The sequence below is a fragment of the Sphingopyxis sp. JAI128 genome (assembly GCF_014207235.1).
Lineage (GTDB): Bacteria > Pseudomonadota > Alphaproteobacteria > Sphingomonadales > Sphingomonadaceae > Sphingopyxis.
This window is the reverse complement of the sequence record NZ_JACHDA010000005.1, coordinates 231,692-253,689: the sequence shown is the minus strand read 5'-3', so window position 1 is coordinate 253,689 and position 21,998 is coordinate 231,692. Positions and strand designations below refer to the sequence as shown.

Below are 21,998 nucleotides of genomic sequence, written 5' to 3'. Positions count from 1 at the left end.
GTCAATGCTTCCGCGTCAACTCGCGCATCGCGTCGTCGAGCCCCGCGAGGGTCAGCGGGTACATGCGGTCGTTCATCAGCTGTTTGATCAGCTTGACCGACTGGGTGTAGCCCCAATGCTGCTCGGGCACCGGATTGAGCCACACCGCGGCGGGATAGACATGGGTGATCCGCTGGAGCCACACCGCGCCCGATTCCTCGTTGAAATGTTCGACGCTGCCGCCCGGATGGGTGATTTCATAGGCGCTCATCGACGCGTCGCCGACGAAGATCACTTTATAGTCATGCCCATATTTGTGCAGGATATCCCACATCTGGTGCCGTTCGGACCAGCGGCGCTTATTGTCCTTCCACACCCCTTCATAGGGGCAGTTATGGAAATAGAAGAATTCGAGATTTTTGAATTCCGTGGTCGCGGCGCTGAACAATTCCTCGCACAGCTTGATGAACGGGTCCATCGACCCGCCGACGTCGAGGAAGAGCAGCAGCTTGACCGCGTTGCGCCGTTCGGGGCGCATCTTGATGTCCAGCCAGCCCTGCCGCGCGGTGCCGTCGATCGTGCCCGGAATGTCGAGCTCGTCGGCGGCGCCCTCGCGGGCGAACTTGCGCAGGCGGCGGAGCGCGATCTTGATGTTGCGGGTGCCGAGTTCCCTGGTGTTGTCGAGATTCTGGAACTCGCGCTTTTCCCAGACCTTCAGCGCACGCTTGTGCTTGCTCTCGCCGCCGATCCGCACACCTTCGGGATTATAGCCCGAGTTGCCGAAGGGCGAGGTGCCGCCGGTGCCGATCCACTTGCTGCCCCCTTCGTGGCGTTTCTGCTGTTCCTCGAGCCGCTGTTTCAGCGTCTCCATGATCTTGTCCCAATCGCCGAGCGACTCGATCGCCGCCATTTCCTCGGGGGTCAGGAATTTCTCGGCAACCGCTTTCAGCCAGTCGGCGGGGACGTCGACGGGGTTCTGGCCGTAGTCGGAGATGATACCCTTGAAGACCTTGTTGAACACCTGGTCGAACCGGTCGAGCTGCCCTTCGTCCTTCACATAGATCGCGCGGCTGAGATAATAGAATTGCTCGGGGCTGCGATCGATCACCTCGCGGTCGAGCGCCTCCAGCAGCATCAGATGCTCTTTGAGGCTGGCGGGAATGCCTGCGGCGCGAAGCTCGTCGAGAAAGCCGAAAAACATGCGACAGGGGTATCGCGTCCGCGCGCCGCGCGCAATCACTTTACGTTCACGTAAAGCGGCGGGAGGCAACATCTGGACCGCGAGCTTGCACCTCGCGGCAAACGCCGACAGTTGCCGCTAGAGGTCGCGAGATGGCAGCTTCCCCCCCTAAAGCCGACGTCTGCAAAAAGCCCTTTCCTACATTATCCGGGCGTGCCAGCCTTGATTCGGCTCTTTCATTTGGTGGAGAATGACCGCTGCTGCCTGGCGTTCGGATACGGCAAGGGTGGCGCGCGCCGGGTGCGGCCGGCAAGCCGCGAGCTCCAGACCGGGCGGCGCATGGGGCTGACCTTTCCTGACCTTTGGAATTGTTGCGCGGTCTTTGCTCCGTCCGGCCCCGGCCTAAACCGCGATGACCAAAGGGGGAGGGGACGTCCGCCGATCGCCCAAGTCCTTGTCCTTCGGCCCAGCACCATTGACCGCCCGTTAACCATTGCCGGTCATAGCTTCTCGATCATTCAGGGACGTGGGCGAGCCAATGAAATATGATCCGATCAACCCGGTGGAGCCGATCCTCGACCAGTCGGTCGCCAGCGACTGCGGCGAGCTCGCCGTCGGGTGCAGCGACGCCGCGGGACGGATCAAGCGCGCGACCGACCAGATGGAGCGGCAGATCGGCGAACTCGGCCGGCTCGAGGAATATGTCGTCAGCCTGGAGGCCGACCAGCGCCAGATCGCCGATTCGACCGACGAAGCGAAACTGCTGTCGGCGCGGGCGTGCGAACAGCTCGATGCGGGCGCCGAGCGTGTCAACATGGCGGTCACCGAATTTCGCTCGGTCATCGACCTCATCGCGCGGCTGGGAGCGCATGTCACCAATTTCGCCGCGGTGATGGAGCAGGTGCAGCAGGTCAGCCAGTCGATTGAGTCGATCGCCAAGACCACCAACATGCTGGCGCTCAACGCCGCGATCGAGGCCGAACGCGCGGGCGATGCCGGCCGCACCTTTGCGGTCGTCGCCGCCGAGGTGAAGAAGCTCGCGCAGAACACGCGCGGCGCGACCGACGAAATCCGCCGCAGCATCGGCAGCCTTGCCGCCGAGGCGAGCGGACTTGTCGCCGAGATCCAGTCGGGGGTCGAACAGTCGAGCCGCGCCGAGGCGCAGTTCGAAACGATCACCGACGCGCTTCACGATGCGACGCATCTCGTTGCGCTGCTCGACGACCAGAGCGACCGCATCGCGCAGTCGAGCGCGATGGTCCACGCCAATGGCGCGAAGGTGCGCGAGGCGCTCGACGGCGTTGTCGCCTCCGTACGCGACAACAGTTCGACGCTCGACGGCACGCGCGATTCGATCCTGTCGATGGAACATGTGTCGAACCGCATGTTCAACGCGGTAATTTCGGCGGGGGTCAGCCCGCAGGATTCGGCGATCGTCGCACTCGCGGCCAAGGTGCGCGACGAATTCGTCGGGTTGGCCGAAACCGCCCTTGCGCGCGGCGAGCTGACGATGGAGCAGCTTTTCGACACCGACTATGTCCGCGTCCCGAACTCGAACCCCGAACGCTTCCGGACCAGCCTCTGCGACTGGGCCGATGCCCACTGGCGACCGCTATTCGACCGCATTGTCGCGAGCCATCCCGAAATCAAGATGTCGTCCGCGGGCGACATGAACGGGTTCCTGCCGACGCATATCACCGAATGCTCGCGCGCGCCGACCGGCGACATCGAGCATGACACCGCGCACTGCCGCAACGGCCGCATCCTCTATGACGAGACCGACGCCGCGGCGAAGCGCAGCACCGCGCCGTTCTTCATGACGGTCTATCGCCAGGAGGGTGACGGCATCAATTATCTCACCGTGCGCAACGTCTATATGCCCGCGGTGATAGGCGGCCGCCGCTGGGGGGATGTCGAGGTGGCGTACCAGCTTTGAAGAGCATAGGCCCGGGCGGCGGGAACAAACTCGACGCTGCCGGCCATGGCCGTTTCGGGATGGTGAGCGGACGTTGAGATTGTGAACCGATTTCCCCTCCCGCTTGCGGGAGCGGCAGCGAGGCTTGCGAGCTTGCTCGCTCGCCGCAGCGGGGGAGGCCGATCGCGACGTTGCAGGCTCACCCCCGACCCCTCCCGCAAGCGGGAAGGGAGATCAACCTTCGCAACACTCGCCGGACGACGAACCCCTTTTCCAGGCCGAAGTTTATCCCGAGCGCCCGCCCGGCGGGGGCGAAGAGCTCGCAGCGCAGTCGAGATTTCATTTTGTCCCTGGTGCGGGGCAAGGTGCCTGCGGTGCTCCCCGACCGGCCGTAGGCAGCTATTCCGCCAGCAGCCCACCCGCCAGCAAGAGCGCCACCCGCACGTCGATTCCGCAGCCCCCTGCGCGCTTTTTTGCGATAAAATCCGCGATCCCGGTCAGGGGGACACGGTGGACCGTGATGTCCTCGCCATCGACCCCGCCGCCGGCGCCGACCTTATTAAGCCCGGTCGCAACGAGCAGGGTAAAGCTTTCGCTGACCATCCCCGGCGAGCTGTAGAATTCGCCGACGGTGCGCCAATGGTCGGCGCGATAGCCGGTTTCCTCTTCGAGCTCGCGCGCGGCGGCGCTTTCGGACGCCTCGCCTGCGGTGTCGTCGCCGACCAGTCCGGCGGGCAGTTCGAGGCAGCGGAGCTTCAGCGGTACGCGATACTGTTCGACAAGGATGACATGGCGGCCGTCGGCGTCCTCATCGATCGCGAGGATCACCGCCGCGTGGATGCCACGCGAGCGCGAGACATATTCCCAGCTTCCCTGCTGTTTGACGGTGATGAAGCGGCCTTCCCACCGCGTCTCGATGGGCGTGTCGGCGCCGGGGCGGCTCATGGTCGTTCCTTCGTCAGAGTTCGATCAGGCGGTCCGGAATCTCGTTCGGATTTTCGCTGCCGCGCGGGAAATGGTGGGCGAGTACGATTCCCATCTGGCGCACCGCTTCGGCCATGCCTTCGCCGGGTCGTCCTGCGCGCACGCATTCGATCAGCGCTGCCATCGCATCGCCCCACACGTCGGCGGAAACTTTCGCCGCGATCGCCTCATCCGCAACGATATCGGCGCGATGTTCCTTGAGGCTCAAATACAGGAGGACGCCGGTGCGACCGACGGTCTTGCCCTCGGCTCCCACCTTGAACAGGTCGATCGCGCGCGCGCGCACGCGCTGCGCCTTGATCGCTCGCGGCGTCAGCGCCATGCGCAGCGGGCGCCACAGCAGGATCAGCCACATGCCGATCCATTTGAGGACGCCGACGGCGATCACCGTCCCGAGCCATTGGTTGGCGGTAAGCTCATGCCCCCAGCCGCCGGTGAACTGGTCGTAGAGGCCGCGATAAAATTCAGGAAACAGCGCAATCACCGACATGGCGAGGAACGCGACGATGCTCGCCCAGACGAGCGCGACGTCGTCGTAATCGTTCGATTTTCCGGCCACGACGGTGACGATCTCGCCGCTCGTATGCGCCTCGGCCGCCGCGACCGCAGCGGTGACGATATTGTGGTCGGCTTCGCTGACGTGGCTGACTTTCATGTGTCGCGCTCCCTACCAGCCGCCGGAGGCGCCGCCGCCCCCGAACGATCCGCCGCCGCCGGAGAAGCCGCCAAAGCCGCCGCCTCCGCCGCCGCTCCAGCCGCCCCACGACGAACCGCCGCCGCCGCCGCCCCAATTGCCCCAATCGTCGCCATCGCCCCAGACGATGATCGGCGCGGCGCCCCACGGCCCCCCCTTGCGCCGTTTCCTGCCGCGCCGCGAGCGGCCCGACAGCCAGGGGATGACAAAGAAGATCAAGATGATGAAACCGATGAAAAAGAGCCCGCCGAAATTGCCATCGTTGGCGCGGTCGCGCTCGGCCTTGTCGGCCGCCGCGGCGCGCGCTGCGGCTTCCTCGGGCGTTAGCTGGATCTGCACGGCGATCGCATTGACGCCGTCCTGAATTCCGCCGGGATAGTCGTTTGCCTTAAACTTTGGCGTCACGACGTCGCGGATGATCCGGCCTGACAGCGCGTCGGTCAGGATCGGCTCGAGGCCATAGCCCACCGAGATGTTCATCCGCCGCTCGTTCGGCGCGATCAGGAAGACGACTCCGTCGTCTTTCTCCTTGTCGCCGATCTGCCACTCGCGGCCGAGGCGATAGCTGTAATCCGAAACATCGTGGCCCTCGAGGTCGCTGACCGTCGCGACGACGAGCTGATGCCCGGTCTTCCGCTGCAGCTCGAGCAGCTGCGTATTGAGCGCGGCTTCTTCCGTAGCGGGAATGATGTCGGCCTGATCGACGACCGGATTGCCCGCGAGCTTGGGAAAGGTCTGCGCACCAACGGGCGCCGCGAGCAGTAGCAGACCCGAAAGGGCTACCGCTATCGGTGAGCGGAACAAGGTCGGTGCGCCCACCTTATTGCCCGAAGTCGACCTTCGGCGCCTGGTTGGCGTTGGGCGTCACCGCGCGGTACGGCGTCATCGGCTGCGCGCCATGGACGATCTTGGCGCCGATGATGTCCGGGAAGGTGCGGATCGTCGTGTTATAGTCCTGCACCGCGGCATTATAGTCCTGCACCGTCACATTGATCCGGTTTTCCGTGCCCTCAAGCTGGGTCATCAGGTCGGCGAAGCGCGCCTGGCTCTTGAGGTCGGGATATTGTTCGACGGTGACGAGCAGGCGGCCGAGCGCACCCGACACATTGCCCTGCGCCTGCTGGAACGCCTGCACCTTCGCAGGGTCGTTCAAATCATCGGTGCTGAGCTTCACCTGCGTTGCCGAGGCGCGTGCCTGGATCACGCCTTCGAGCGTCGACTGTTCGATCCGCGACGCACCCTTGGCGGTTTCCACGAGGTTGGGGATCAGGTCGGCGCGGCGCTGGTACGCGGCTTCGACATTCGCCCACTTGGCCTTGGCCGCTTCTTCCTTGGTCGGGACGCTGTTGATCCCGCAGGCGGACAGGCTCATCGCGGCGACAGGCAGGATCAACCAGCGGGCGTTGCGATAGGTCATGGTCATCAGGCTCCCTCCGGCGGCGTTTTGCCGCAACAATACACATAATAGGATCGCGCTTGCCTTTGTGCAATCGTCGAGCCACCTTTGCGGCCACGGCTCAACAATCCGGGGTACGACAAGATGCTGAACGAGTTCAGGGAATTTATCGCGCGCGGCAATGTCATCGACCTCGCGGTCGGTGTCATCATTGGCGGCGCCTTTGCGACGATCACCAAGTCGCTGACCGAGGATATCATCATGCCGGTCGTAGGCGCGATCTTCGGCGGGGTCGATTTCTCGAACATGTTCATCCTGCTGGGCGATGTTCCCGCGGGGGTTTCGCCGACCGACTATGCGAAACTCAAGGAAGCGGGGGTCGCCATGTTCGGCTATGGCGCCTTCATCACCGCGACGATCAACTTCCTGATCTTGGCGTGGATCATCTTCCTGCTGGTGCGGGCGGTGAACAAGATGGTCCGCAAGGAGGCGCCGGCCGAAGCGCCCGCGGGCCCGACCGAGGTCGAACTGCTCGCTGAAATCCGCGACGAACTGCGCAGGAAATAATTTACACCGTTTCTCGGCCACTCGCCCGCCCGCACCCTTTCCAAACGCGGGCGGGCTTCCTATATGCATAGGTGCCGGTTTCGGCCGGCTATGAGGATAAATGGTGTCGTGGAATAGACACAGCGGACCCGGGGGCAGTACCCGGCGGCTCCACCACAAACCCGTGCTTTCCTTTGGGTGCGCGGGCTTCTGACGGGGCCGAACCAGGATCGACGTGTGTTCAAAGACGATATTTTCTTCCGGGCTGAGTAACCCGTTCAAGGCTCAAAACCAATAAGTGCTAACGATAACGAAGCACTCGCTCTTGCTGCCTAACCGATAAGCCTCACGGCCTAAGGTTAGACAAATAGAACGCGGTTCGGACCGAACCGGGCAACAGAATCGGAAACCAGCGGCTGGGGACGAGCCGGGCAACAGAATCGTCCCACCCTTTCTGTCCGGCTGACGCCGGATGCGGCCCCGGACCGCTCCCCACTCGACCTCCCACAGGCTACTATCGTCAGAGAGGTCGGGTGGGGAGCGCCCGAGGCCGTTTATCCCTCCCCTCAGACGTGCGGGCTTTCGCAGTGTCGATGATCCCCCAATGCCTCGATCACGCGGCAATCGGCGGCGATACCGCCGCGGCAGCGCCCGACGATGCGCGTCAGCTCGTCACGAAGCCGGGCAAGCTGTTCGATCTTTTGCTCGACCTGTTCCAGATGCGCGGTGGCGATGCGGTCCGCCGCGGCGCAGTCGCGCGCCGGATCGTCCGACAGGTCGAGCAGCGAGCGGATTTCCTCGATCGTGAAGCCCAGTTCGCGCGAATGGCGCACGAAGCTGAGGCGCGACCGGTGCGCGTCGCTATAGCTGCGGTAATTCGCGGCGGTCCTGTCGGGTGCCGGAAGCAGTCCGATCCGCTCGTAATAGCGGATGGTTTCGATGTTGGTGCCGGTGGCACGCGACAATTCGCCGATTTTCATTGCTTGACCCTGTAGTTGCTACAGGGTGCATATAGGATGCCGACTCGAAGAATGAAGGAGGCTGCGGCGATGGCCGATCAATGCTGTGCCGGCAAAAGCGGCAAAACTGCGCTGAGCGATCCCAAGTGGCGGCGCATTCTGTGGTTTGCGCTGATCGTCAATGCCGCGATGTTCGGCGTGGAGATCGTCGCAGGCGTCGCGGCGGATTCGCGTGCGCTCCAGGCCGACGCGCTCGATTTTCTGGGCGACAGCGCCAATTATGCGATCAGCCTTGGCGTCGCGGGCATGGCGCTGGCATGGCGCGCGCGCGCAGCCGTGCTGAAAGCGGCGACGATGCTGGTTTTCGGGCTCTGGGTCTTTGGATCGGCAGTCTTGGGTTTTGTCGCCGGATCGGCCCCGCATGCCGAAACAATGGGGCTGATCGGCGCGCTCGCGCTCGCCGCCAATGTCGTCGTCGCGCTGATGCTCTATCGCTATCGCACGGGCGATGCGAACATGCGGTCGGTGTGGATTTGTTCGCGCAACGACGCGATCGGCAATATCGCGGTGATGGTCGCGGCGCTCGGCGTGTTCGGAACCGGGCGCAGCTGGCCCGACCTTGCCGTCGCCACGATCATGGCGATGCTGGCGATCTGGGGCAGCGTGGATGTGTTCCGGCAGGCGCGCGGCGAACTTGCCGCCGCGCCCGCTTAAGAAGCGGCGCCGGGCGGTCAGCTCAGCAACGGTTCGAGCGCGTCCCATTCGCGATCGACCGCGCGCCGGCCGGCGTCGATCGCGGTGCGGATTTTCGCCGGATCGAATTCGAGCGTTTCGGAATATTCCTCGTCGGGCTCGAGGATCCGGATCGGCGCGAAGCGATAGCGCGAAATCTGGACGTCGAGCGGGCGCAGGATGCGCGCCGCCTGTGCGCCTCCGATGCCCTCGTTCTGGAGCGCGCGAAGCTGGGCCTCGCGCGCCGCGATCAGGTCGTTGATCAGCGCGGCCCCGGACAGGTCGTTCGCCGACACTTCGGACTGCAATATATCGACCGCGCGCAGCCCGATCTTGATGAGGTTCGGATAGGTGCGCGGCCGTCCCGGTTGCGGCGCCGGCGACGCGCGCACGGCGATCACCCCGCGCGGGTTCATTTCGAGCGCGGCGCTGAGCGGCGTCACATCGCGCACGCCGCCATCGACCCATTGCTCGGTCGTCCCGTTGCCGTCGCGTGTCTTCAGCGGATCGAAGAACAAGGGCATCGCGCAGCTCGCATAGACCCAATTGTGGATGCCGGGCACGCTCTCGTCGATGTTGCGATAGGTTCCGGTGCCGAGGTTGACGACCCCGAGCAGCAATTTGCGCCCGCTTGCCGCCAACTTCGTTTCGTCGGCGAACCCCTTGAGCAGTTTTTTGAGCGGTGCGGCGTCGTAGATCGCATCCTCGCCCAGGATGCCCCCGACGACCCCCAACGGGCGCTCCTTGTAAATCGAGCCGTTCCCCCGGATACCGAGCCAGGCGTCGAGCAGTCCGGGCACATCGTCCTGCGCGACGCCGAGCGCCTGGATCGCGCCGGTCGATACCCCGGCGACGATGTCGATCCGGACGCCGCGATTGACGACCAGTTCGTGGACCACGCCGACCTGAAACGCGCCCTTGGCGCCGCCGCCGCTCAATACGATAGCCAGACCGCCCGCCATGCGCCTTCTCCTTCGCCGGACGCAATCTACCGGAAACAGGGCATGGTCCCAAGGGGCGGGCGGCGGAGCGAGGGGAGCGGGTGCCGCCCGCCAGCGCTTTTGGCCGATTGCTGCAACGCCATTGCCTGGATTCGGGAAGGCCGCGGATCGTATCGTTTTGTTTCTGTGACGATAGGGCGTTCCCGATCCGCGATGAAACGTTCGGCGGCCATTGACCTCGATCCGTCCCCGCCTACGTGGGCGCGGATGCTTTCCTCTCCCACGCTCGCCCCGAACCGCCTTCCCCACGCCGCCATGACCGCTCCGACCATCCTGCTTGTGGAAGACGACCCGCCGCTCCGCACGCTCACAGCGCGGGCGCTCCAGGAAAATGGCTATATCGTCCGCCCCGCGGCGACGGCGGCCGAAATGTGGGCGACCTTCGATGCCGGGCCGATCGACCTGATCCTGCTCGACATTATGCTGCCGGGCACCAGCGGCATCGATTTGTGCAAGATGATCCGGCAACGCAGCAGCGTGCCCATCATCTTCATCAGCGCGCGCGGCAGCGAGACCGATCGCGTCGTGGGCCTTGAACTCGGCGCCGACGATTATCTGGCCAAACCCTTCGGAACGCGCGAGCTGGTCGCCCGCGTCCGCGCCGTGCTGCGTCGCGGCGTGGTCGAGGAACGCCGCGAGACCCCGTCCAACCGTGCCGAATTCGATGGGATGACGGTCGATTTTGCCCGCCGCCAGCTCTTTTCGCGCGATGGCGCCATGATCCCGCTGACCGGCGCCGAATTCGATTTGCTCGCCAGTTTTTTGAGCCACCCGCTGCGGGTGATCGCGCGCGAGCGCCTGATCGAGTTGTCGCGGACCCGGGTCGGCGATTCGTCCGATCGCAGCATCGACGTTCTGGTCAGCCGGCTGCGCCGCAAGCTGGCGGACGACGATCGGCCGGCACCGTTCGTCACCGTCCGGGGTGTCGGCTATATGCTGAATACCAGCGTCAACCGGCTTTGATGATCGCGCGTCCGTCGCTCGGGCTGATCGGCCGCATCGTCGGGATCATCCTGCTGACGGTGACGATGGAATTCGTCGTCAGCACGCTTTTATATGAGCGCGCGGGCGAGTTTTCGATCAAGGAGGACGAGGCGCGCCGGCTGGCCGAGCATCTGGTGATCGTCCATCGCCTCGTCGACGAGCGACCGGCATTCGAGCGCCCGGCGATCGCCCGCTATCTGTCGACCGACCGCTACAAGGTCCAATGGCAGCGCACCGCGCCCGAACGCCATATACTTTCGGCCGAGCTGCGGCAGATGCGCGACCAGGTGGTCGAGTGGGAACCGACGCTGGCGAGTGCCGGGCTGCAATTGCAGCTGGCGTCGCCCGTCAGCAACGACAAGGTCGCCGGCCAGATCAATTTGACCGACGGCAGCTGGGTTCATTTCAAGATGTACGGGCTCGAGACCGGCTGGGCCCTGAAATTCAACCGGATCATGCTGGCCCTGATACCGGCCATCGCGTTCGCCATTCTGGGGGGGCTGCTGGTTCGGCAGACCTTGCGCCCACTGAGGACGCTTGGCCATGCGATCGAGAGCATGGGGCAGGGCGAGCGTATCATCGTTCGCGAAGCAGGGACGAACGAGGTCCGCCAGCTGATCCGCGCATTCAACCAGATGCAAGATCAGATCAGCCGGATGATCGCCGATCGTACACAGGCGCTCGCCGCCGTCGGCCATGATCTGCGCACGCCACTCGCGCGGCTCCAGCTGCGCATCGACGGATCGAACGACACCGACCTGCGCGCCTCCTCCGAACGCGATATCGCCGAGATGGAGGAGATGATTGCCTCGGTGCTGGCCTATCTTGGCGGCGACGAGGATTCAGAGGCGCCGATGCGCGTCGACCTTGCCGTCCTCGTCGCGACATTGGTCGACGACATGACCGATCGCGGCCATCGGATATGCTATGAGGGCCCCGATCACCTTGTCGCGACGTTGCGCCCCAACGCCTTCAAGCGGGCGGTCGGCAATCTGATCGAGAACGCCATCCATTATGGCGAGGACGTCCGGGTCGGCCTGATGGGCGATTCCGAACGGATCATCCTTCGCGTCGAGGATAATGGTCCAGGCATTCCCGCCGCATCCATCGCCGACGTGTTGCAACCCTTCGTCCGGCTCGATGCCGCGCGCAGTCGCAATACCAAGGGACTGGGGCTCGGTCTGGCGATCGTGTCGCGGATGGTCGAACGCGAGGCCGGGATGCTGACGCTGACCAACCGGGCCGAAGGCGGCCTGCGCGCCGAAATCGCCTTGCCGCGAGCCGCTCCCGCCAAGCCGGTATCGCGGCAGCAATAATTCCTTACATTCATGCTGCGTCGCAGCAATCGAGGCCGCCTATCTGCCTCCTTCCAATGGCCGGGCCCTGGCCCGGCCGGCCCCCAGCGAAGGAGTATCGGAATGAACGAGCTGATCGGACGCGTCTTCCATTTTGAAAAGCAGGTTTTCCCCAGCAACCTCGACCTGTACGCCAAACTCGCCACCGACGGGCAAAGCCCCAAGGCGTTGATGATTTCCTGCGCGGACTCCCGCGTCGTGCCCGAACATATCATGCAGGCGCAGCCCGGCGACCTGTTCGTCTGCCGCAACGCGGGCAATATCGTGCCGCCCTTTGCCACCGCAAACGGGGGCGTGTCGTCGACGGTGGAATATGCCGTCCTCGCGCTCGGCGTGCGCGACATCATCGTTTGCGGTCATTCGGATTGCGGCGCGATGAAGGCGCTGGTCCACCCCGAAAGCCTCGACACCATGCCCAATGTCGCTGCCTGGCTGCGTCACTCGCACGCCGCGCAGCGCGTCGCTGCGGAAGGCTATCCCGAAGCCGAAGACCATCAGCGCGTGCGGATCGTCGCGATGGAAAATATCGTCGCCCAGATCGCGCACTTGCGCACCCATCCGTCGGTCGCCTTGGGCATCGCGCGCGGCGAAATCTCGCTGCACGGCTGGTTCGTCGATATCCATGCCGGCGCGGTGCTCGGCCTCGATGGCGAAACGGGCCGTTTCGCACCCATGCGCGACGACCGTCCGCTTCCGGTGGCGCTCGCCGCCGGCCCGCGCCGCGCCGCCGACACGCTACCGCTGGTCGCCGCCGAGTGACATCGATGACCGCCTTGCAACGCCCCTCCAACTGGCTGGCGCGCGACCTTACCGCGTCGGTCGTCGTATTCCTCGTCGCGATGCCGCTGTGCATGGGCATCGCCATCGCGTCGGGCGTCCCGCCCGAAAAGGGTTTGATTACCGGCATCATCGGCGGGATCGTCGTCGGCCTGCTCGCGGGTTCGCCGCTGCAGGTCAGCGGCCCCGCGGCGGGCCTTGCGGTGATCGTTTTCGAAATCGTCCAGCGCCACGGCCTCGCGGCGCTGGGTCCGATCCTCGTCGTCGCCGGCCTGATCCAGTTTCTCGCCGGGGTGATGAAATTGGGCGGCTGGTTCCGCGCCATTTCGCCCGCAGTCGTCCACGGGATGCTCGCGGGGATCGGCGTGCTGATCGTCGTCGGCCAGTTCCATGTGCTGTTCGATGCCCGCCCGCTCGCGAGCGGGCTGGAAAATCTGGTCGCGATCCCGGGCCGCGTCCTCGGACTCGACGGCCCGGCGATCCCGGCGCTGTTCATCGGCCTTGTCGCGATCGGCTGCACCCTGTTCTGGGACAAGAAGCGCCCGGCCGTGCTGCGCTTGCTGCCCGGCGCGTTGATCGGCGTCGTCGCCGCTACGTTGATCGCGTCGTTCGCGGGCCTCGACGTTGCGCGTGTCGATGTGCCCGAATCGATTGCCGCGGCGATCGCGCCGCCGACGATGGCGGGGCTTGGCGCGATGCTGACTCCGACCTTGATGGTCACGGCGATCGCGATCGCCTTCATCGCCAGCGCCGAGACCTTGCTGTCGGCGGCGGCGGTCGACCGGATGCACGACGGCGTCCGCACCGATTATAACAAGGAATTGCGGGCGCAGGGCATCGGCAATTTGCTGTGCGGTGCCGCCGGCGCGCTGCCGATGACCGGCGTGATCGTCCGCAGTTCGGCCAATGTCCAGGCGGGGGCGGTGACGCGGATGTCGGCGGTGCTCCACGGTATCTGGATTCTCGCGCTGGTCGCGGCGATGCCGTGGCTGCTGCGCCAGATTCCGATGGCGGCGCTCGGCGGCATCCTGGTCGTGACCGGGTGGAAACTCGTCAGCCTGCGGCATGTGCGCCACCTGCTGAAATCGCACGGGCCGTTGCCGGCGGTGATATGGGCGGCGACACTCGTCATGGTGGTGGCAACCGATTTGTTGACCGGCGTTCTGGTCGGCCTTGCCCTGTCGCTGGTCGAGATCGTCCCAAATATGCGGCGGCTCAAGCTGGACGTCGACCAGAGCGAACACGACCATGGTCACGAATTGCGTCTCGCGGGCGTGGCGAGCTTCGTCTCGCTGCCCAAATTGTCGTCCGCGCTCGATGCGTTGCCCGCCGACCGGCGCGTCCGCATGAATCTGTCGGACCTGCGCTCGATCGACCATAGCTGCGCCGAACTGCTCGCCGAATGGTGGCAACGCCGCCGGTCGCGCGGCGGCGAGGTCGAGGTGCATGGGGCGCAGGGTCGCCTCGCCACCTTGCTGGCCCATTGACGGGAGGCGGGGCGGCGATGTGATCGCCCCGTCACCGCAATACCTGCTTCCAATCCAAGAATTGTCGTCCTGCGATCATCATTCGACGACGGGGCAGGGACTGGTGCCGGCTGTCAGACTCGAACTGACGACCTACCGCTTACAAGGCGGTTGCTCTACCAACTGAGCTAAGCCGGCGCTCTCGGTCCCCCTAAGCATTTTTTGGCGGGATGGAAATATCCGACAATCGAAATTTCGGCCGATCGTCAGACGATGCCAAAGGTCCAGCCTTCGGTCTGTGCGAGACGATCGGTGAGCCGAGTGGGGCTCCAGGGCGCCGCCTCCGCCGCGATCGAACGCAGCCACGCGGCGGAAAGCAGCGCGTCGGCAACATGGTCGCTGATCGGTCCACGGCTCCGCACGGGCGGCGATCCCAGCCTCGCCAGCGCCATGTCGAGCGTGGCGCCGTCGCGGATCTTGCTGCGCCCGGGCGGCAGACCGGCCGCGCGCGCGGCGAGGCTCGTATAGATTTCGACCAGCAGCGGACCGCTGCGCGGCACGGGATCGAGCGGCCAGAGCGGTATCCGGCCGCGAAGGCGATGGAGCAACCGCATCCCCGACAGGCTGGCCTTACCGACCTGCGCCGGCCCGACAAGGTTGAAATTGCTGACGCTCGCCGCCTGTTTCGTTTCGCGCTGATGCTGCTCGACGATGCGTAATCGCCCGCCGCCGCGAGGAAACAGGTCGCCGACGTCGCCACCGCGCTGGCGGAAATGCCGCCGTGCGTCGGCATGGGCGAGGAAACTTCCGGCCTCATAATGGGGATCGGTCGCCGCCAGCCGTTCGACCAGTGCCCAGAGCCCCGGCATATCGGCGGGACTGTCCGCCCATTCGGGAAAATAGGCGTGCCGGTCGGCGAAGGCGAAAGCTGCCGAAAAATCGAAACCGATCAGTACATCGTCGCCAGCCGTTGCAGCCGCTTCGAGCCAGCCGAGGGTTTCGGCGCGCGACCAGATATGGCCGGGCCGGACCAGCGTCGGGGCCGCCGCGCCGCTGGCGACGGCAAGCGCAATCCCGCGCTGGCGTTCGCCGCGGGCGCCCGACCAGTCGAGCGCGGCAAAATGGGTGAAGCGGCGCATGTGCGCGCCTTAGCGCATCCCTATCATCTTGCACAAAGGCTTGCGGAACCCCACATGCGCCCCATGCTGATCGAAACCGAATCGACGCCCAATCCCGCGACGCTCAAATTCCTGCCCGGCCGGGCGGTGATGGAGACGGGAACCCGCGACTTCGCGAGCCCCGAAGAGGCCGAGGCCTCGCCGCTCGCGAGCGCGCTTTTCTCGCTCGGCGACGTGACGGGCGTCTTCTTTGGCCGCGAATTCGTGTCGGTGACGATCGCGCCCGGCGCCGAATGGGCCGATCTGAAGCCCGACGTGCTGGGCATCGTGATGGACCATTTCCTTGCTGGCGTGCCGTTGTTCAACGCCGCGAGCGCCGGTTTTTCGGTCCCGGCGGAGGATGAAGGCTTCGCCGACGATCCTGCCGATGCCGATATCATCGACCAGATCAAGGAACTGATCGAAACACGCGTTCGCCCCGCGGTCGCAAATGACGGCGGCGACATTGTTTATCGCGGTTTCGACAAGGGCAATGTGTATTTGAAGATGCAGGGAGCGTGTGCCGGATGCCCCTCGTCGTCCGCAACTTTGAAAAATGGCATCGAGTCCCTCTTGAAACATTATGTTCCCGAGGTAACGGCAGTTCACGCCGTCTGATCATTTTTCTCCGAGGAGTTAGCCCATGAGCGAGCCGCTTTCCGACAGCGCTCTCGATCAGCTGTTTCGTACCGCGCGCACCTATAACGGCTACCTCGACAAGCCCGTCTCTGAAACGCAGCTCCACGCGATCTGGGACTTGATGAAATTCGGCCCGACGAGCGCGAACAGCCTGCCGGCGCGGATCGTCTGGTGCGTGTCGGACGAAGCGAAGGAAAAGCTCGCGGCCTTTGCTTTGCCCGCGAACGCCGAAAAGATCCTTGCGGCGCCGGTCACCGCGATCATCGCCGCCGACCATGAATTTTACGAGCATCTGCCCGAGCTGTTCCCGCACACCGATGCGCGCAGCTGGTTCGTGGGCAACGAGGCGCTGGCCGCGACGACGGCTTTTCGCAACTCGAGCCTGCAGGGCGCTTATTTCCTGCTCGCCGTGCGCGCCCTCGGGCTCGATACGGGGCCGATGTCGGGTTTCGACAATGCTGCGGTCGACGAAGCCTTTTTCGCCGACCAGCCGCATGTAAAGAGCAATTTCATCTCTACCCTCGGCTATGGCGACCCCGCGACGATCTTCGAGCGCAGTCCGCGCCCGGACTTCGCGCGCTTCAACCGCATCGCCTGAGCGTTTCGCTCATCCCCTATGCGATATCTGGTCATCGATTCGGCGAGTGAGGCCTGTTCGGTGGCGCTGATCGAGGCCGGTGAGGTCGTCGATCATCGTCATGATGTCATCGGCCGCGGCCATGCAGAACGGCTCGTTCCGCTGATCGCCGAGCTGGCCGACGGCGGCCGCGCCGATGTCGTTGCCGCCGGGTGCGGGCCGGGCAGCTTTGCCGGCGTGCGGATCGGCGTTGCGGCGGCGCGCGCGCTCGGGCTCGGCTGGAACGTGCCCGTACGCGGCTTTTCGACGCCCGCCCTCGTCGCGGCGGGTGCGGCCGACGAGATCGCGGCGGCCGGCAGCGCGCTCGTCGTGATGGAGGGCGGCCATGGACAATGGTTCGTGCAATCTTTTGCCGCCGACCTGTCGCCTCTCGGCGAGGTGAACTCGCTGGTGCCCGATGACGCGATCGGCCTCGGCGACGAACTGGTGGTGGGCAATCGGGCCGATGCTTTCGTGACGCGCCGCGGTTGGGGCCGCGCGCTTCCGGTACTACCCGATGCGCGGTCTTTCCTTCGTCTGCCGCCCGCGGCGCTGAACGATCGGCCGACGCCGATCTATGGCCGCGCGCCCGATGCCAAGCCCATGGCACAGACATGACAGCGGATATCCACATCGCCACCGCGCGCGTCGCAGACCTGGCGGCGGTGATGCGCGTAATGGATGCCGCCTTCGATCCCGCCTATGGCGAGGCGTGGAGCGGCGCGCAGTTGCTGACCCTTTTCGCGTTGCCATCGGCACGCGTCCGCGTCGCGTGGGACGGCGAACGCCCTTGTGGATTTTCGGCGGCACGGATCGCCGGGCCGGAGAGCGAATTATTGTTGCTGGCGGTCGATCCCGACTATCGGGGCGGCGGTGTTGGTTCGCTATTGATGGATGACTGGCAGTTGTGGGCGACAGGCCAGGGCGCCGACGAATATTTCCTTGAAATGCGGGCGGATAATGACGCCGTTCATCTGTATCGGCGGTCGGGATTTTCGGAATGCGGACGCCGGCCTGCTTATTATCGCGGCAACGACGGCGTTCTTCGCGATGCGGTTACGATGCGCCGGGTCCGTGATTGTGGAAAAGCCGACTGATCGGTCATTGCGGATTTGCATCCAAAGTGGCAGTAATCCGTACGGCAGAAGAAAATATCCAATATTCGCTGTCGATGCTTCTGGGTAATAAAATAAGGAATAGTCTCATGTCCGATCAAGCCGATACCAGTGAGATGCTTGTTACGCTGACCGCCGACATTGTCGCCGCGCACGTCAGCAACAACAGCGTCGCCATTTCGGATCTCTCCATTCTGATAAATAATGTCCACGCCGCGCTGTCGGGCCTGGGCAGCGAACCCGTCGTCGAAGAAAAGCCTGTACCGGCGGTATCCATCCGCGCTTCGGTCAAGCCCGACTATATCGTATGCCTCGAGGACGGCAAACAGCTGAAGATGCTGCGCCGTCACCTCATGACGCATTATGGCATGACCCCCGACGACTATCGCGCGAAGTGGGGCCTGCCTGCCGACTATCCGATGGTCGCGCCCAATTATGCCGAAAAGCGCCGCGCGCTGGCGAAGGAAATCGGCCTCGGCACCAAGGGCCGTGGCGGTGGGCGCAAGCGTAAGAAGGTCTGACGCGCGCCGATGCGCCGTGACAGAGAAGGTTGGGGGCGGTGCCGGCGGGCGCCGCCCTTGTCCTATCAGCGGCACGACCCTATACTCTTCTCATAACAAAGACGCGGCTGCATCTTGCAGGAAAGGCGAGCATGTCCGGTACCATCGATCTCGAAGCATTGTGCCACGAAAAGGGGCTGCGCATCACCGAGCAGCGCCGCATCATCGCGCGCGTTATCTCGGATTCCGAAGATCACCCCGACGTCGAAACATTGTATGAGCGCGCGTCCAAGATCGACAGCGGCATCTCGATCGCGACCGTTTACCGCACCGTGCGCCTGTTTGAAGAGGCGGGAATCCTCGACCGTCATGATTTCGGCGACGGCCGCTCGCGCTACGAGGCCGCGCCCGAGGCGCATCACGACCATCTGATCGATGTCGAGACGGGCAAGGTGATCGAATTCGTCGATCCTGAACTCGAAGCATTGCAGAAGGTGATCGCCGAACGGCTGGGCTTCCGCCTCGTCGACCATCGCATGGAGCTTTATGGTGTCGCCCTCGATCGCAAGCGCGACTGATCGCGCGTCGATCACCTGGCGGACGGTCGCCCGTCTTGCCCTGATGGTGCTGACGCTTCTTTTCCTGATCGTCCCGCATCTTTTCTATCGGGCCGCGGGCCGGCCCTCGCCGATGGTGATGGCCTTCCTCAACGCTGTCGGCTGGATCGCCGGCCTGCGGATAAAGACCACCGGCACGCGGCTGCGGCGCAATGTCCTGTTCGTGTCGAACCATGTCAGCTGGCTCGACATCCTGGCACTCGGCGGCGCTGCGCGATCGGCCTTTGTGTCGAAGGCCGAGGTCGGGACGACGCCGCTCGTCGGCTGGCTCGCCGACCAGAATGGCACCGTCTATGTCCAGCGCGAAGCGAAGCGCGAGATTCACAACCAGACGAACGAACTCCGCAGCGCGCTCGCCCGCGGGCGGCCGGTGACGTTGTTTCCCGAAGGAACGACCGGCCCTGGCGACGGCCTGTTGCCCTTTCGTGCTTCGTTGTTCCAGGCGGCCGTGCCGACGCCGCCGAACCTGCAGGTCCAGCCGATATTCCTCGACTATGGCGCGGAAGCGAACGACATCGCCTGGCTCGACCCCGAATCCGGGCTCGCCAATTTCAAGCGGCTGCTTGCGCGCAAACGGCCGGTTCATTTGACGATCCACTATCTCGACCCGCTGCCCGACGCCGTCGAAGGCGACCGCAAGCTGCTCGCCGAAGCGGCCCGCGCCGCAATCGCCGCGGAAATTGCCCGGTCTTCCGCCCGCGCCCCGCTTCGCCTATAGCGCGCCGATGAAATCCGACTCCCCCCCAAATTCCCAGAAGACTTTTCACGTCAAATCCTTCGGCTGCCAGATGAACGTCTATGACGGCGAGCGCATGGCCGAGATGCTGGGCGCCGAAGGCTATGTTGCCGCGGCCGAGGGCGCCGATGCCGATTTGGTCGTGCTCAACACCTGCCACATCCGCGAAAAGGCGGCCGAGAAAGTCTATTCGGACATCGGCCGGCTGAAGCGCGCCGACGGCAGTACGCCGACGATTGCGGTGGCGGGCTGCGTCGCGCAGGCCGAGGGCGCCGAGATCGCGCGCCGCGCGCCGAGCGTCGACGTTGTCGTCGGTCCGCAGGCCTATCACCGCCTCCCCGACCTGATTGCCCGCGCCGAACGCGGCGAGAAGGCGGTCGACCTCGACATGCCGCTCGAAAGCAAGTTCGGCGCGCTCCCCAAGCGCGCGGGCGGGCAGCGCCCGACGGCTTTCCTGACCGTGCAGGAAGGCTGCGACAAATTCTGCACCTATTGCGTCGTCCCCTACACGCGCGGCGCGGAGATCAGCCGGCCTTTCGCTGACCTGATCGCCGAAGCGCGCGCGCTCGTTGCGGGCGGGGTGCGCGAGATCACGCTGCTTGGGCAGAATGTGAACGCGTGGGACGGCGAGGATGGCGCGGGCCGGGCGATCGGCCTCGACGGATTGATCCGCGCGCTTGCGCGCGAGGACGGGCTCGAGCGCATCCGCTACACCACCAGCCATCCGAACGACATGACCGACGGGCTGATCGCGGCGCATGGCGAGGTCGACAAGCTGATGCCCTTCCTCCACCTGCCCGTACAGGCGGGCAGCGACCGCATCCTCGCGGCGATGAACCGCAGCCACAGCGTCGAGAGCTATCTTCGTGTCATCGAACGCGTCCGCGAAGCGCGCCCCGACATCGCGATCTCGGGTGACTTCATCGTCGGCTTTCCGGGCGAGAGCGAGGCGGATTTTCAGGCGACGCTCGATATCGTCCGCGCGACCAATTACGCGATGGCGTACAGCTTTAAATATTCGCGCCGTCCGGGCACTCCCGCGGCGACAATGGACGGGCAGGTTTCCGAAGCCGAAATGAATGACCGGCTTCGGCGGCTGCAGGCACTGCTCAACGAACAGCAACAGGCGTTCAACGAAGCGACCGTGGGACGCACGACGCGGTTACTCCTCGAACGCAAGGGCAAGCTCGACGGCCAGCTGATCGGCAAATCGCCCTGGCTCCAGTCGGTTCACATCATCGCGCCGGGATTGAAGATCGGCGATATGGTCGATGTGCGGATTGCCTCGGCCGGACCGAACAGCCTTGGCGCCGAACCGCTGATGGAAGCGGTCGCCTAGTGCCAGGGGCGGAAGCTGTCTCCGCGAAGACACACTCCGTCTCCTTCCGTCACATTCCGAACCCGCAGGAGATGGACTCCCGCCTTTGCGGGACTACAGTCGCCCTATCGCCAGAAGGAGCCTTGCCCACGTGTCGAAACGCCCGCTGACCGCCTCCACCCCCGCCGAACCCGGCGACCGCGTCCGATTGACGGCGGAATTCGAGCGAACGCAGCTTTTGGGCATCCTCTTCGGTGAGTTCGACCGCAATCTCGTCGCGATCGAGAACCGCCTCGGCGTCTATATCTCGGCGCGCGGCAACCGCGTGCAGATCGAGGGCGAGGCCGAAGCCGCCGCGCGCGCGCGCGACGTGCTCACCGATCTTTATGACCGCATCGAAAAGGGGCAGGAGGTCGACGCGGGCATGGTCGACGGTTTGATCGCGATGTCGGCGCAGCCGACGCTCGACGGCATCATCCGCCACGACGCGAGCGAAGCGCCTGCGGTGATGATCCGCACGCGCAAAAAGACGATCGTGCCGCGCGCGCCGTCGCAGGTTCCCTATATGCAGGCGCTCGCACGCGACGATGTGATTTTTGCGCTCGGTCCCGCAGGCACTGGCAAGACCTATCTCGCGGTGGCGCAGGCCGTCGCGCAGCTGATCACCGGCAGCGTCCAGCGCCTGATCCTGTCGCGTCCAGCGGTCGAGGCGGGCGAAAAGCTCGGCTTCCTTCCCGGCGACATGAAGGAAAAGGTCGATCCCTATCTGCGTCCGCTCTACGATGCGTTGCACGACTGCCTGCCCGCCGAGCAGGTCGAGCGGCGTATTGCGAGCGGCGAGATCGAGATTGCCCCGCTCGCTTTCATGCGCGGCCGCACGCTCGCCGATGCCTTCATCATTCTCGACGAGGCGCAGAATACGACGATCCCGCAGATGAAGATGTTCCTCACCCGCTTCGGCATGAACAGCCGCATGGTCATCTGCGGCGACCCCAAACAGGTCGACCTGCCCGCGCCGGCAACTTCGGGCCTCGCCGATGCGGTCGCACGGCTCGAAGGGCTGGAAGGGATCAACGTCAGCCGCTTCACCAGCGCCGACGTCGTGCGTCACCCGATCGTCGGGCGTATCGTCGAAGCCTATGAAGGGCCGGGAAGTTAACTCCCAACCTTTCTGAACGTCACGGTCGACGATCCGTTGGGGCCGGGCCGGCCTCGCGCGTCCTCTTGCGCACCAGCCCGTAGTTCCGGTCGATCCGCTTGGCCCCGCGCGGCGGCGCCGTCCGACAGGCGCGCGCATCGGCCTCGCCCCGCGCTATCTGTTCGATCACCGCG

General features: G+C 64.9%; 24 protein-coding genes, 1 tRNA gene and 1 other RNA gene. 17 read left to right on the top strand and 9 right to left on the bottom strand.

The genetic code is table 11. The annotated features are described in order from the left end of the window. Position 1 precedes the first annotated feature (1 nt). Positions 2-1,180, bottom strand: coding sequence for a VWA domain-containing protein (locus HDC35_RS14060; RefSeq protein ID WP_184647821.1), 1,179 nt, complete (start codon positions 1,178-1,180; stop codon positions 2-4). A gap of 517 nt (positions 1,181-1,697) precedes the next feature. On the opposite strand from HDC35_RS14060, the gene HDC35_RS14055 reads away from it, so the two are divergent. After that, complete coding sequence (locus HDC35_RS14055; RefSeq protein WP_184647819.1) at positions 1,698-3,095, top strand: methyl-accepting chemotaxis protein; 1,398 nt, start codon at positions 1,698-1,700, stop codon at positions 3,093-3,095. A gap of 378 nt (positions 3,096-3,473) precedes the next feature. Here HDC35_RS14055 and HDC35_RS14050 read toward each other — a convergent pair whose 3' ends face one another. From HDC35_RS14050 to HDC35_RS14035, 4 genes are read right to left on the bottom strand one after another with little or no spacing between them, the layout of a single operon-like run. Beyond that, on the bottom strand, positions 3,474-4,019 hold the full coding sequence (locus HDC35_RS14050) for an NUDIX hydrolase (protein WP_184647817.1): 546 nt from the start codon (positions 4,017-4,019) through the stop codon (positions 3,474-3,476). Between the two features lie 13 nt (positions 4,020-4,032). Then, on the bottom strand, positions 4,033-4,713 hold the full coding sequence (locus tag HDC35_RS14045; protein ID WP_184647815.1) for a TPM domain-containing protein: 681 nt from the start codon (positions 4,711-4,713) through the stop codon (positions 4,033-4,035). Between the two features lie 12 nt (positions 4,714-4,725). Beyond that, positions 4,726-5,556, bottom strand: a complete 831-nt coding sequence (locus tag HDC35_RS14040; protein WP_221438259.1) for a TPM domain-containing protein — start codon at positions 5,554-5,556, stop codon at positions 4,726-4,728. 16 nt (positions 5,557-5,572) lie between these two features. Then, positions 5,573-6,175 (bottom strand): LemA family protein, encoded by a 603-nt coding sequence (locus tag HDC35_RS14035; RefSeq protein WP_184647811.1) that lies wholly within the window; start codon positions 6,173-6,175, stop codon positions 5,573-5,575. A gap of 117 nt (positions 6,176-6,292) precedes the next feature. Here HDC35_RS14035 and mscL point away from each other — a divergent pair, with 117 nt between their 5' ends. Beyond that, the gene (mscL, locus tag HDC35_RS14030; protein ID WP_058805327.1) at positions 6,293-6,715 is read left to right on the top strand and encodes a large conductance mechanosensitive channel protein MscL; all 423 of its coding nucleotides are present in this window, start codon (positions 6,293-6,295) and stop codon (positions 6,713-6,715) included. Between the two features lie 33 nt (positions 6,716-6,748). Continuing rightward, positions 6,749-7,105, top strand: a transfer-messenger RNA (tmRNA) gene (gene ssrA / locus HDC35_RS14025). A 155-nt stretch (positions 7,106-7,260) separates the two neighbouring features. On the opposite strand, the gene HDC35_RS14020 is transcribed toward ssrA, so the two are convergent. Next, positions 7,261-7,674, bottom strand: coding sequence for a helix-turn-helix domain-containing protein (locus HDC35_RS14020; protein ID WP_184647809.1), 414 nt, complete (start codon positions 7,672-7,674; stop codon positions 7,261-7,263). Positions 7,675-7,743: 69 nt separating this feature from the next. Between HDC35_RS14020 and HDC35_RS14015 the strand changes: the two genes are divergently transcribed. Beyond that, positions 7,744-8,367 carry a cation transporter gene (locus HDC35_RS14015; protein WP_184647807.1) on the top strand — a complete coding sequence of 208 codons (624 nt, stop codon included), beginning with the start codon at positions 7,744-7,746 and terminating at the stop codon, positions 8,365-8,367. A 17-nt stretch (positions 8,368-8,384) separates the two neighbouring features. On the opposite strand, the gene HDC35_RS14010 is transcribed toward HDC35_RS14015, so the two are convergent. Further along, a complete protein-coding gene (locus HDC35_RS14010; protein WP_184647805.1) occupies positions 8,385-9,347 on the bottom strand; it encodes a patatin-like phospholipase family protein in 963 nt (320 codons plus the stop codon). A gap of 294 nt (positions 9,348-9,641) precedes the next feature. Here HDC35_RS14010 and HDC35_RS14005 point away from each other — a divergent pair, with 294 nt between their 5' ends. From HDC35_RS14005 to HDC35_RS13990, 4 genes are all read left to right on the top strand, one after another. Further along, the gene (locus tag HDC35_RS14005) at positions 9,642-10,349 is read left to right on the top strand and encodes a response regulator transcription factor (protein ID WP_184647804.1); all 708 of its coding nucleotides are present in this window, start codon (positions 9,642-9,644) and stop codon (positions 10,347-10,349) included. After that, complete coding sequence (locus HDC35_RS14000) at positions 10,349-11,686, top strand: ATP-binding protein (protein WP_184647802.1); 1,338 nt, start codon at positions 10,349-10,351, stop codon at positions 11,684-11,686. Before HDC35_RS14005 ends, HDC35_RS14000 begins: the two co-directional genes overlap by 1 nt. A gap of 102 nt (positions 11,687-11,788) precedes the next feature. Beyond that, positions 11,789-12,484 carry a carbonic anhydrase gene (locus HDC35_RS13995; protein ID WP_184647800.1) on the top strand — a complete coding sequence of 232 codons (696 nt, stop codon included), beginning with the start codon at positions 11,789-11,791 and terminating at the stop codon, positions 12,482-12,484. A gap of 5 nt (positions 12,485-12,489) precedes the next feature. After that, positions 12,490-13,989 (top strand): SulP family inorganic anion transporter, encoded by a 1,500-nt coding sequence (locus HDC35_RS13990; RefSeq protein WP_184647798.1) that lies wholly within the window; start codon positions 12,490-12,492, stop codon positions 13,987-13,989. Positions 13,990-14,090: 101 nt separating this feature from the next. Here HDC35_RS13990 and HDC35_RS13985 read toward each other — a convergent pair. Both HDC35_RS13985 and HDC35_RS13980 read right to left on the bottom strand, forming a co-directional pair. Beyond that, positions 14,091-14,166, bottom strand: a tRNA-Thr gene (locus tag HDC35_RS13985). A 68-nt stretch (positions 14,167-14,234) separates the two neighbouring features. Beyond that, positions 14,235-15,107 carry a hypothetical protein gene (locus tag HDC35_RS13980; protein WP_184647796.1) on the bottom strand — a complete coding sequence of 291 codons (873 nt, stop codon included), beginning with the start codon at positions 15,105-15,107 and terminating at the stop codon, positions 14,235-14,237. A 63-nt stretch (positions 15,108-15,170) separates the two neighbouring features. Between HDC35_RS13980 and HDC35_RS13975 the strand changes: the two genes are divergently transcribed. From HDC35_RS13975 to HDC35_RS13935, 9 genes are all read left to right on the top strand, one after another. Further along, a complete protein-coding gene (locus HDC35_RS13975) occupies positions 15,171-15,743 on the top strand; it encodes a NifU family protein (RefSeq protein WP_184648043.1) in 573 nt (190 codons plus the stop codon). Positions 15,744-15,768: 25 nt separating this feature from the next. Then, positions 15,769-16,362: a malonic semialdehyde reductase gene (locus tag HDC35_RS13970; protein ID WP_184647794.1), complete on the top strand. Its 594-nt coding sequence runs from the start codon at positions 15,769-15,771 to the stop codon at positions 16,360-16,362. An 18-nt stretch (positions 16,363-16,380) separates the two neighbouring features. Continuing rightward, positions 16,381-16,998, top strand: coding sequence for a tRNA (adenosine(37)-N6)-threonylcarbamoyltransferase complex dimerization subunit type 1 TsaB (gene tsaB, locus HDC35_RS13965; RefSeq protein ID WP_184647792.1), 618 nt, complete (start codon positions 16,381-16,383; stop codon positions 16,996-16,998). Continuing rightward, the gene (locus HDC35_RS13960; protein ID WP_260397739.1) at positions 16,995-17,477 is read left to right on the top strand and encodes a GNAT family N-acetyltransferase; all 483 of its coding nucleotides are present in this window, start codon (positions 16,995-16,997) and stop codon (positions 17,475-17,477) included. Before tsaB ends, HDC35_RS13960 begins: the two co-directional genes overlap by 4 nt. 107 nt (positions 17,478-17,584) lie before the next feature. Next, positions 17,585-18,016 (top strand): MucR family transcriptional regulator, encoded by a 432-nt coding sequence (locus tag HDC35_RS13955; protein WP_184647790.1) that lies wholly within the window; start codon positions 17,585-17,587, stop codon positions 18,014-18,016. A gap of 131 nt (positions 18,017-18,147) precedes the next feature. Then, complete coding sequence (locus HDC35_RS13950) at positions 18,148-18,573, top strand: Fur family transcriptional regulator (RefSeq protein WP_058805138.1); 426 nt, start codon at positions 18,148-18,150, stop codon at positions 18,571-18,573. Further along, on the top strand, positions 18,542-19,330 hold the full coding sequence (locus tag HDC35_RS13945; RefSeq protein ID WP_221438258.1) for a 1-acyl-sn-glycerol-3-phosphate acyltransferase: 789 nt from the start codon (positions 18,542-18,544) through the stop codon (positions 19,328-19,330). Before HDC35_RS13950 ends, HDC35_RS13945 begins: the two co-directional genes overlap by 32 nt. A gap of 7 nt (positions 19,331-19,337) precedes the next feature. Further along, a complete protein-coding gene (gene miaB / locus HDC35_RS13940; RefSeq protein WP_184647788.1) occupies positions 19,338-20,687 on the top strand; it encodes a tRNA (N6-isopentenyl adenosine(37)-C2)-methylthiotransferase MiaB in 1,350 nt (449 codons plus the stop codon). Positions 20,688-20,817: 130 nt separating this feature from the next. Continuing rightward, a complete protein-coding gene (locus HDC35_RS13935; protein ID WP_184647786.1) occupies positions 20,818-21,825 on the top strand; it encodes a PhoH family protein in 1,008 nt (335 codons plus the stop codon). Positions 21,826-21,998 lie beyond the last annotated feature (173 nt).

Excerpts from the sequence above, each read along its gene's own strand:
- HDC35_RS14060 (WP_184647821.1), bottom strand. The coding sequence starts at position 1,180 with ATGTTTTTCGGCTTTCTCGACGAGCTTCGCGCCGCAGGCATTCCCGCC.
- HDC35_RS14055 (WP_184647819.1), top strand. The coding sequence starts at position 1,698 with ATGAAATATGATCCGATCAACCCGGTGGAGCCGATCCTCGACCAGTCG.
- HDC35_RS14050 (WP_184647817.1), bottom strand. The coding sequence starts at position 4,019 with ATGAGCCGCCCCGGCGCCGACACGCCCATCGAGACGCGGTGGGAAGGC.
- HDC35_RS14045 (WP_184647815.1), bottom strand. The coding sequence starts at position 4,713 with ATGAAAGTCAGCCACGTCAGCGAAGCCGACCACAATATCGTCACCGCT.
- HDC35_RS14035 (WP_184647811.1), bottom strand. The coding sequence starts at position 6,175 with ATGACCATGACCTATCGCAACGCCCGCTGGTTGATCCTGCCTGTCGCC.
- mscL (WP_058805327.1), top strand. The coding sequence starts at position 6,293 with ATGCTGAACGAGTTCAGGGAATTTATCGCGCGCGGCAATGTCATCGAC.
- HDC35_RS14020 (WP_184647809.1), bottom strand. The coding sequence starts at position 7,674 with ATGAAAATCGGCGAATTGTCGCGTGCCACCGGCACCAACATCGAAACC.
- HDC35_RS14015 (WP_184647807.1), top strand. The coding sequence starts at position 7,744 with ATGGCCGATCAATGCTGTGCCGGCAAAAGCGGCAAAACTGCGCTGAGC.
- HDC35_RS14010 (WP_184647805.1), bottom strand. The coding sequence starts at position 9,347 with ATGGCGGGCGGTCTGGCTATCGTATTGAGCGGCGGCGGCGCCAAGGGC.
- HDC35_RS14005 (WP_184647804.1), top strand. The coding sequence starts at position 9,642 with ATGACCGCTCCGACCATCCTGCTTGTGGAAGACGACCCGCCGCTCCGC.
- HDC35_RS14000 (WP_184647802.1), top strand. The coding sequence starts at position 10,349 with ATGATCGCGCGTCCGTCGCTCGGGCTGATCGGCCGCATCGTCGGGATC.
- HDC35_RS13995 (WP_184647800.1), top strand. The coding sequence starts at position 11,789 with ATGAACGAGCTGATCGGACGCGTCTTCCATTTTGAAAAGCAGGTTTTC.
- HDC35_RS13990 (WP_184647798.1), top strand. The coding sequence starts at position 12,490 with ATGACCGCCTTGCAACGCCCCTCCAACTGGCTGGCGCGCGACCTTACC.
- HDC35_RS13980 (WP_184647796.1), bottom strand. The coding sequence starts at position 15,107 with ATGCGCCGCTTCACCCATTTTGCCGCGCTCGACTGGTCGGGCGCCCGC.
- HDC35_RS13975 (WP_184648043.1), top strand. The coding sequence starts at position 15,171 with ATGCTGATCGAAACCGAATCGACGCCCAATCCCGCGACGCTCAAATTC.
- HDC35_RS13970 (WP_184647794.1), top strand. The coding sequence starts at position 15,769 with ATGAGCGAGCCGCTTTCCGACAGCGCTCTCGATCAGCTGTTTCGTACC.
- tsaB (WP_184647792.1), top strand. The coding sequence starts at position 16,381 with ATGCGATATCTGGTCATCGATTCGGCGAGTGAGGCCTGTTCGGTGGCG.
- HDC35_RS13960 (WP_260397739.1), top strand. The coding sequence starts at position 16,995 with ATGACAGCGGATATCCACATCGCCACCGCGCGCGTCGCAGACCTGGCG.
- HDC35_RS13955 (WP_184647790.1), top strand. The coding sequence starts at position 17,585 with ATGTCCGATCAAGCCGATACCAGTGAGATGCTTGTTACGCTGACCGCC.
- HDC35_RS13950 (WP_058805138.1), top strand. The coding sequence starts at position 18,148 with ATGTCCGGTACCATCGATCTCGAAGCATTGTGCCACGAAAAGGGGCTG.
- HDC35_RS13945 (WP_221438258.1), top strand. The coding sequence starts at position 18,542 with ATGGTGTCGCCCTCGATCGCAAGCGCGACTGATCGCGCGTCGATCACC.
- miaB (WP_184647788.1), top strand. The coding sequence starts at position 19,338 with ATGAAATCCGACTCCCCCCCAAATTCCCAGAAGACTTTTCACGTCAAA.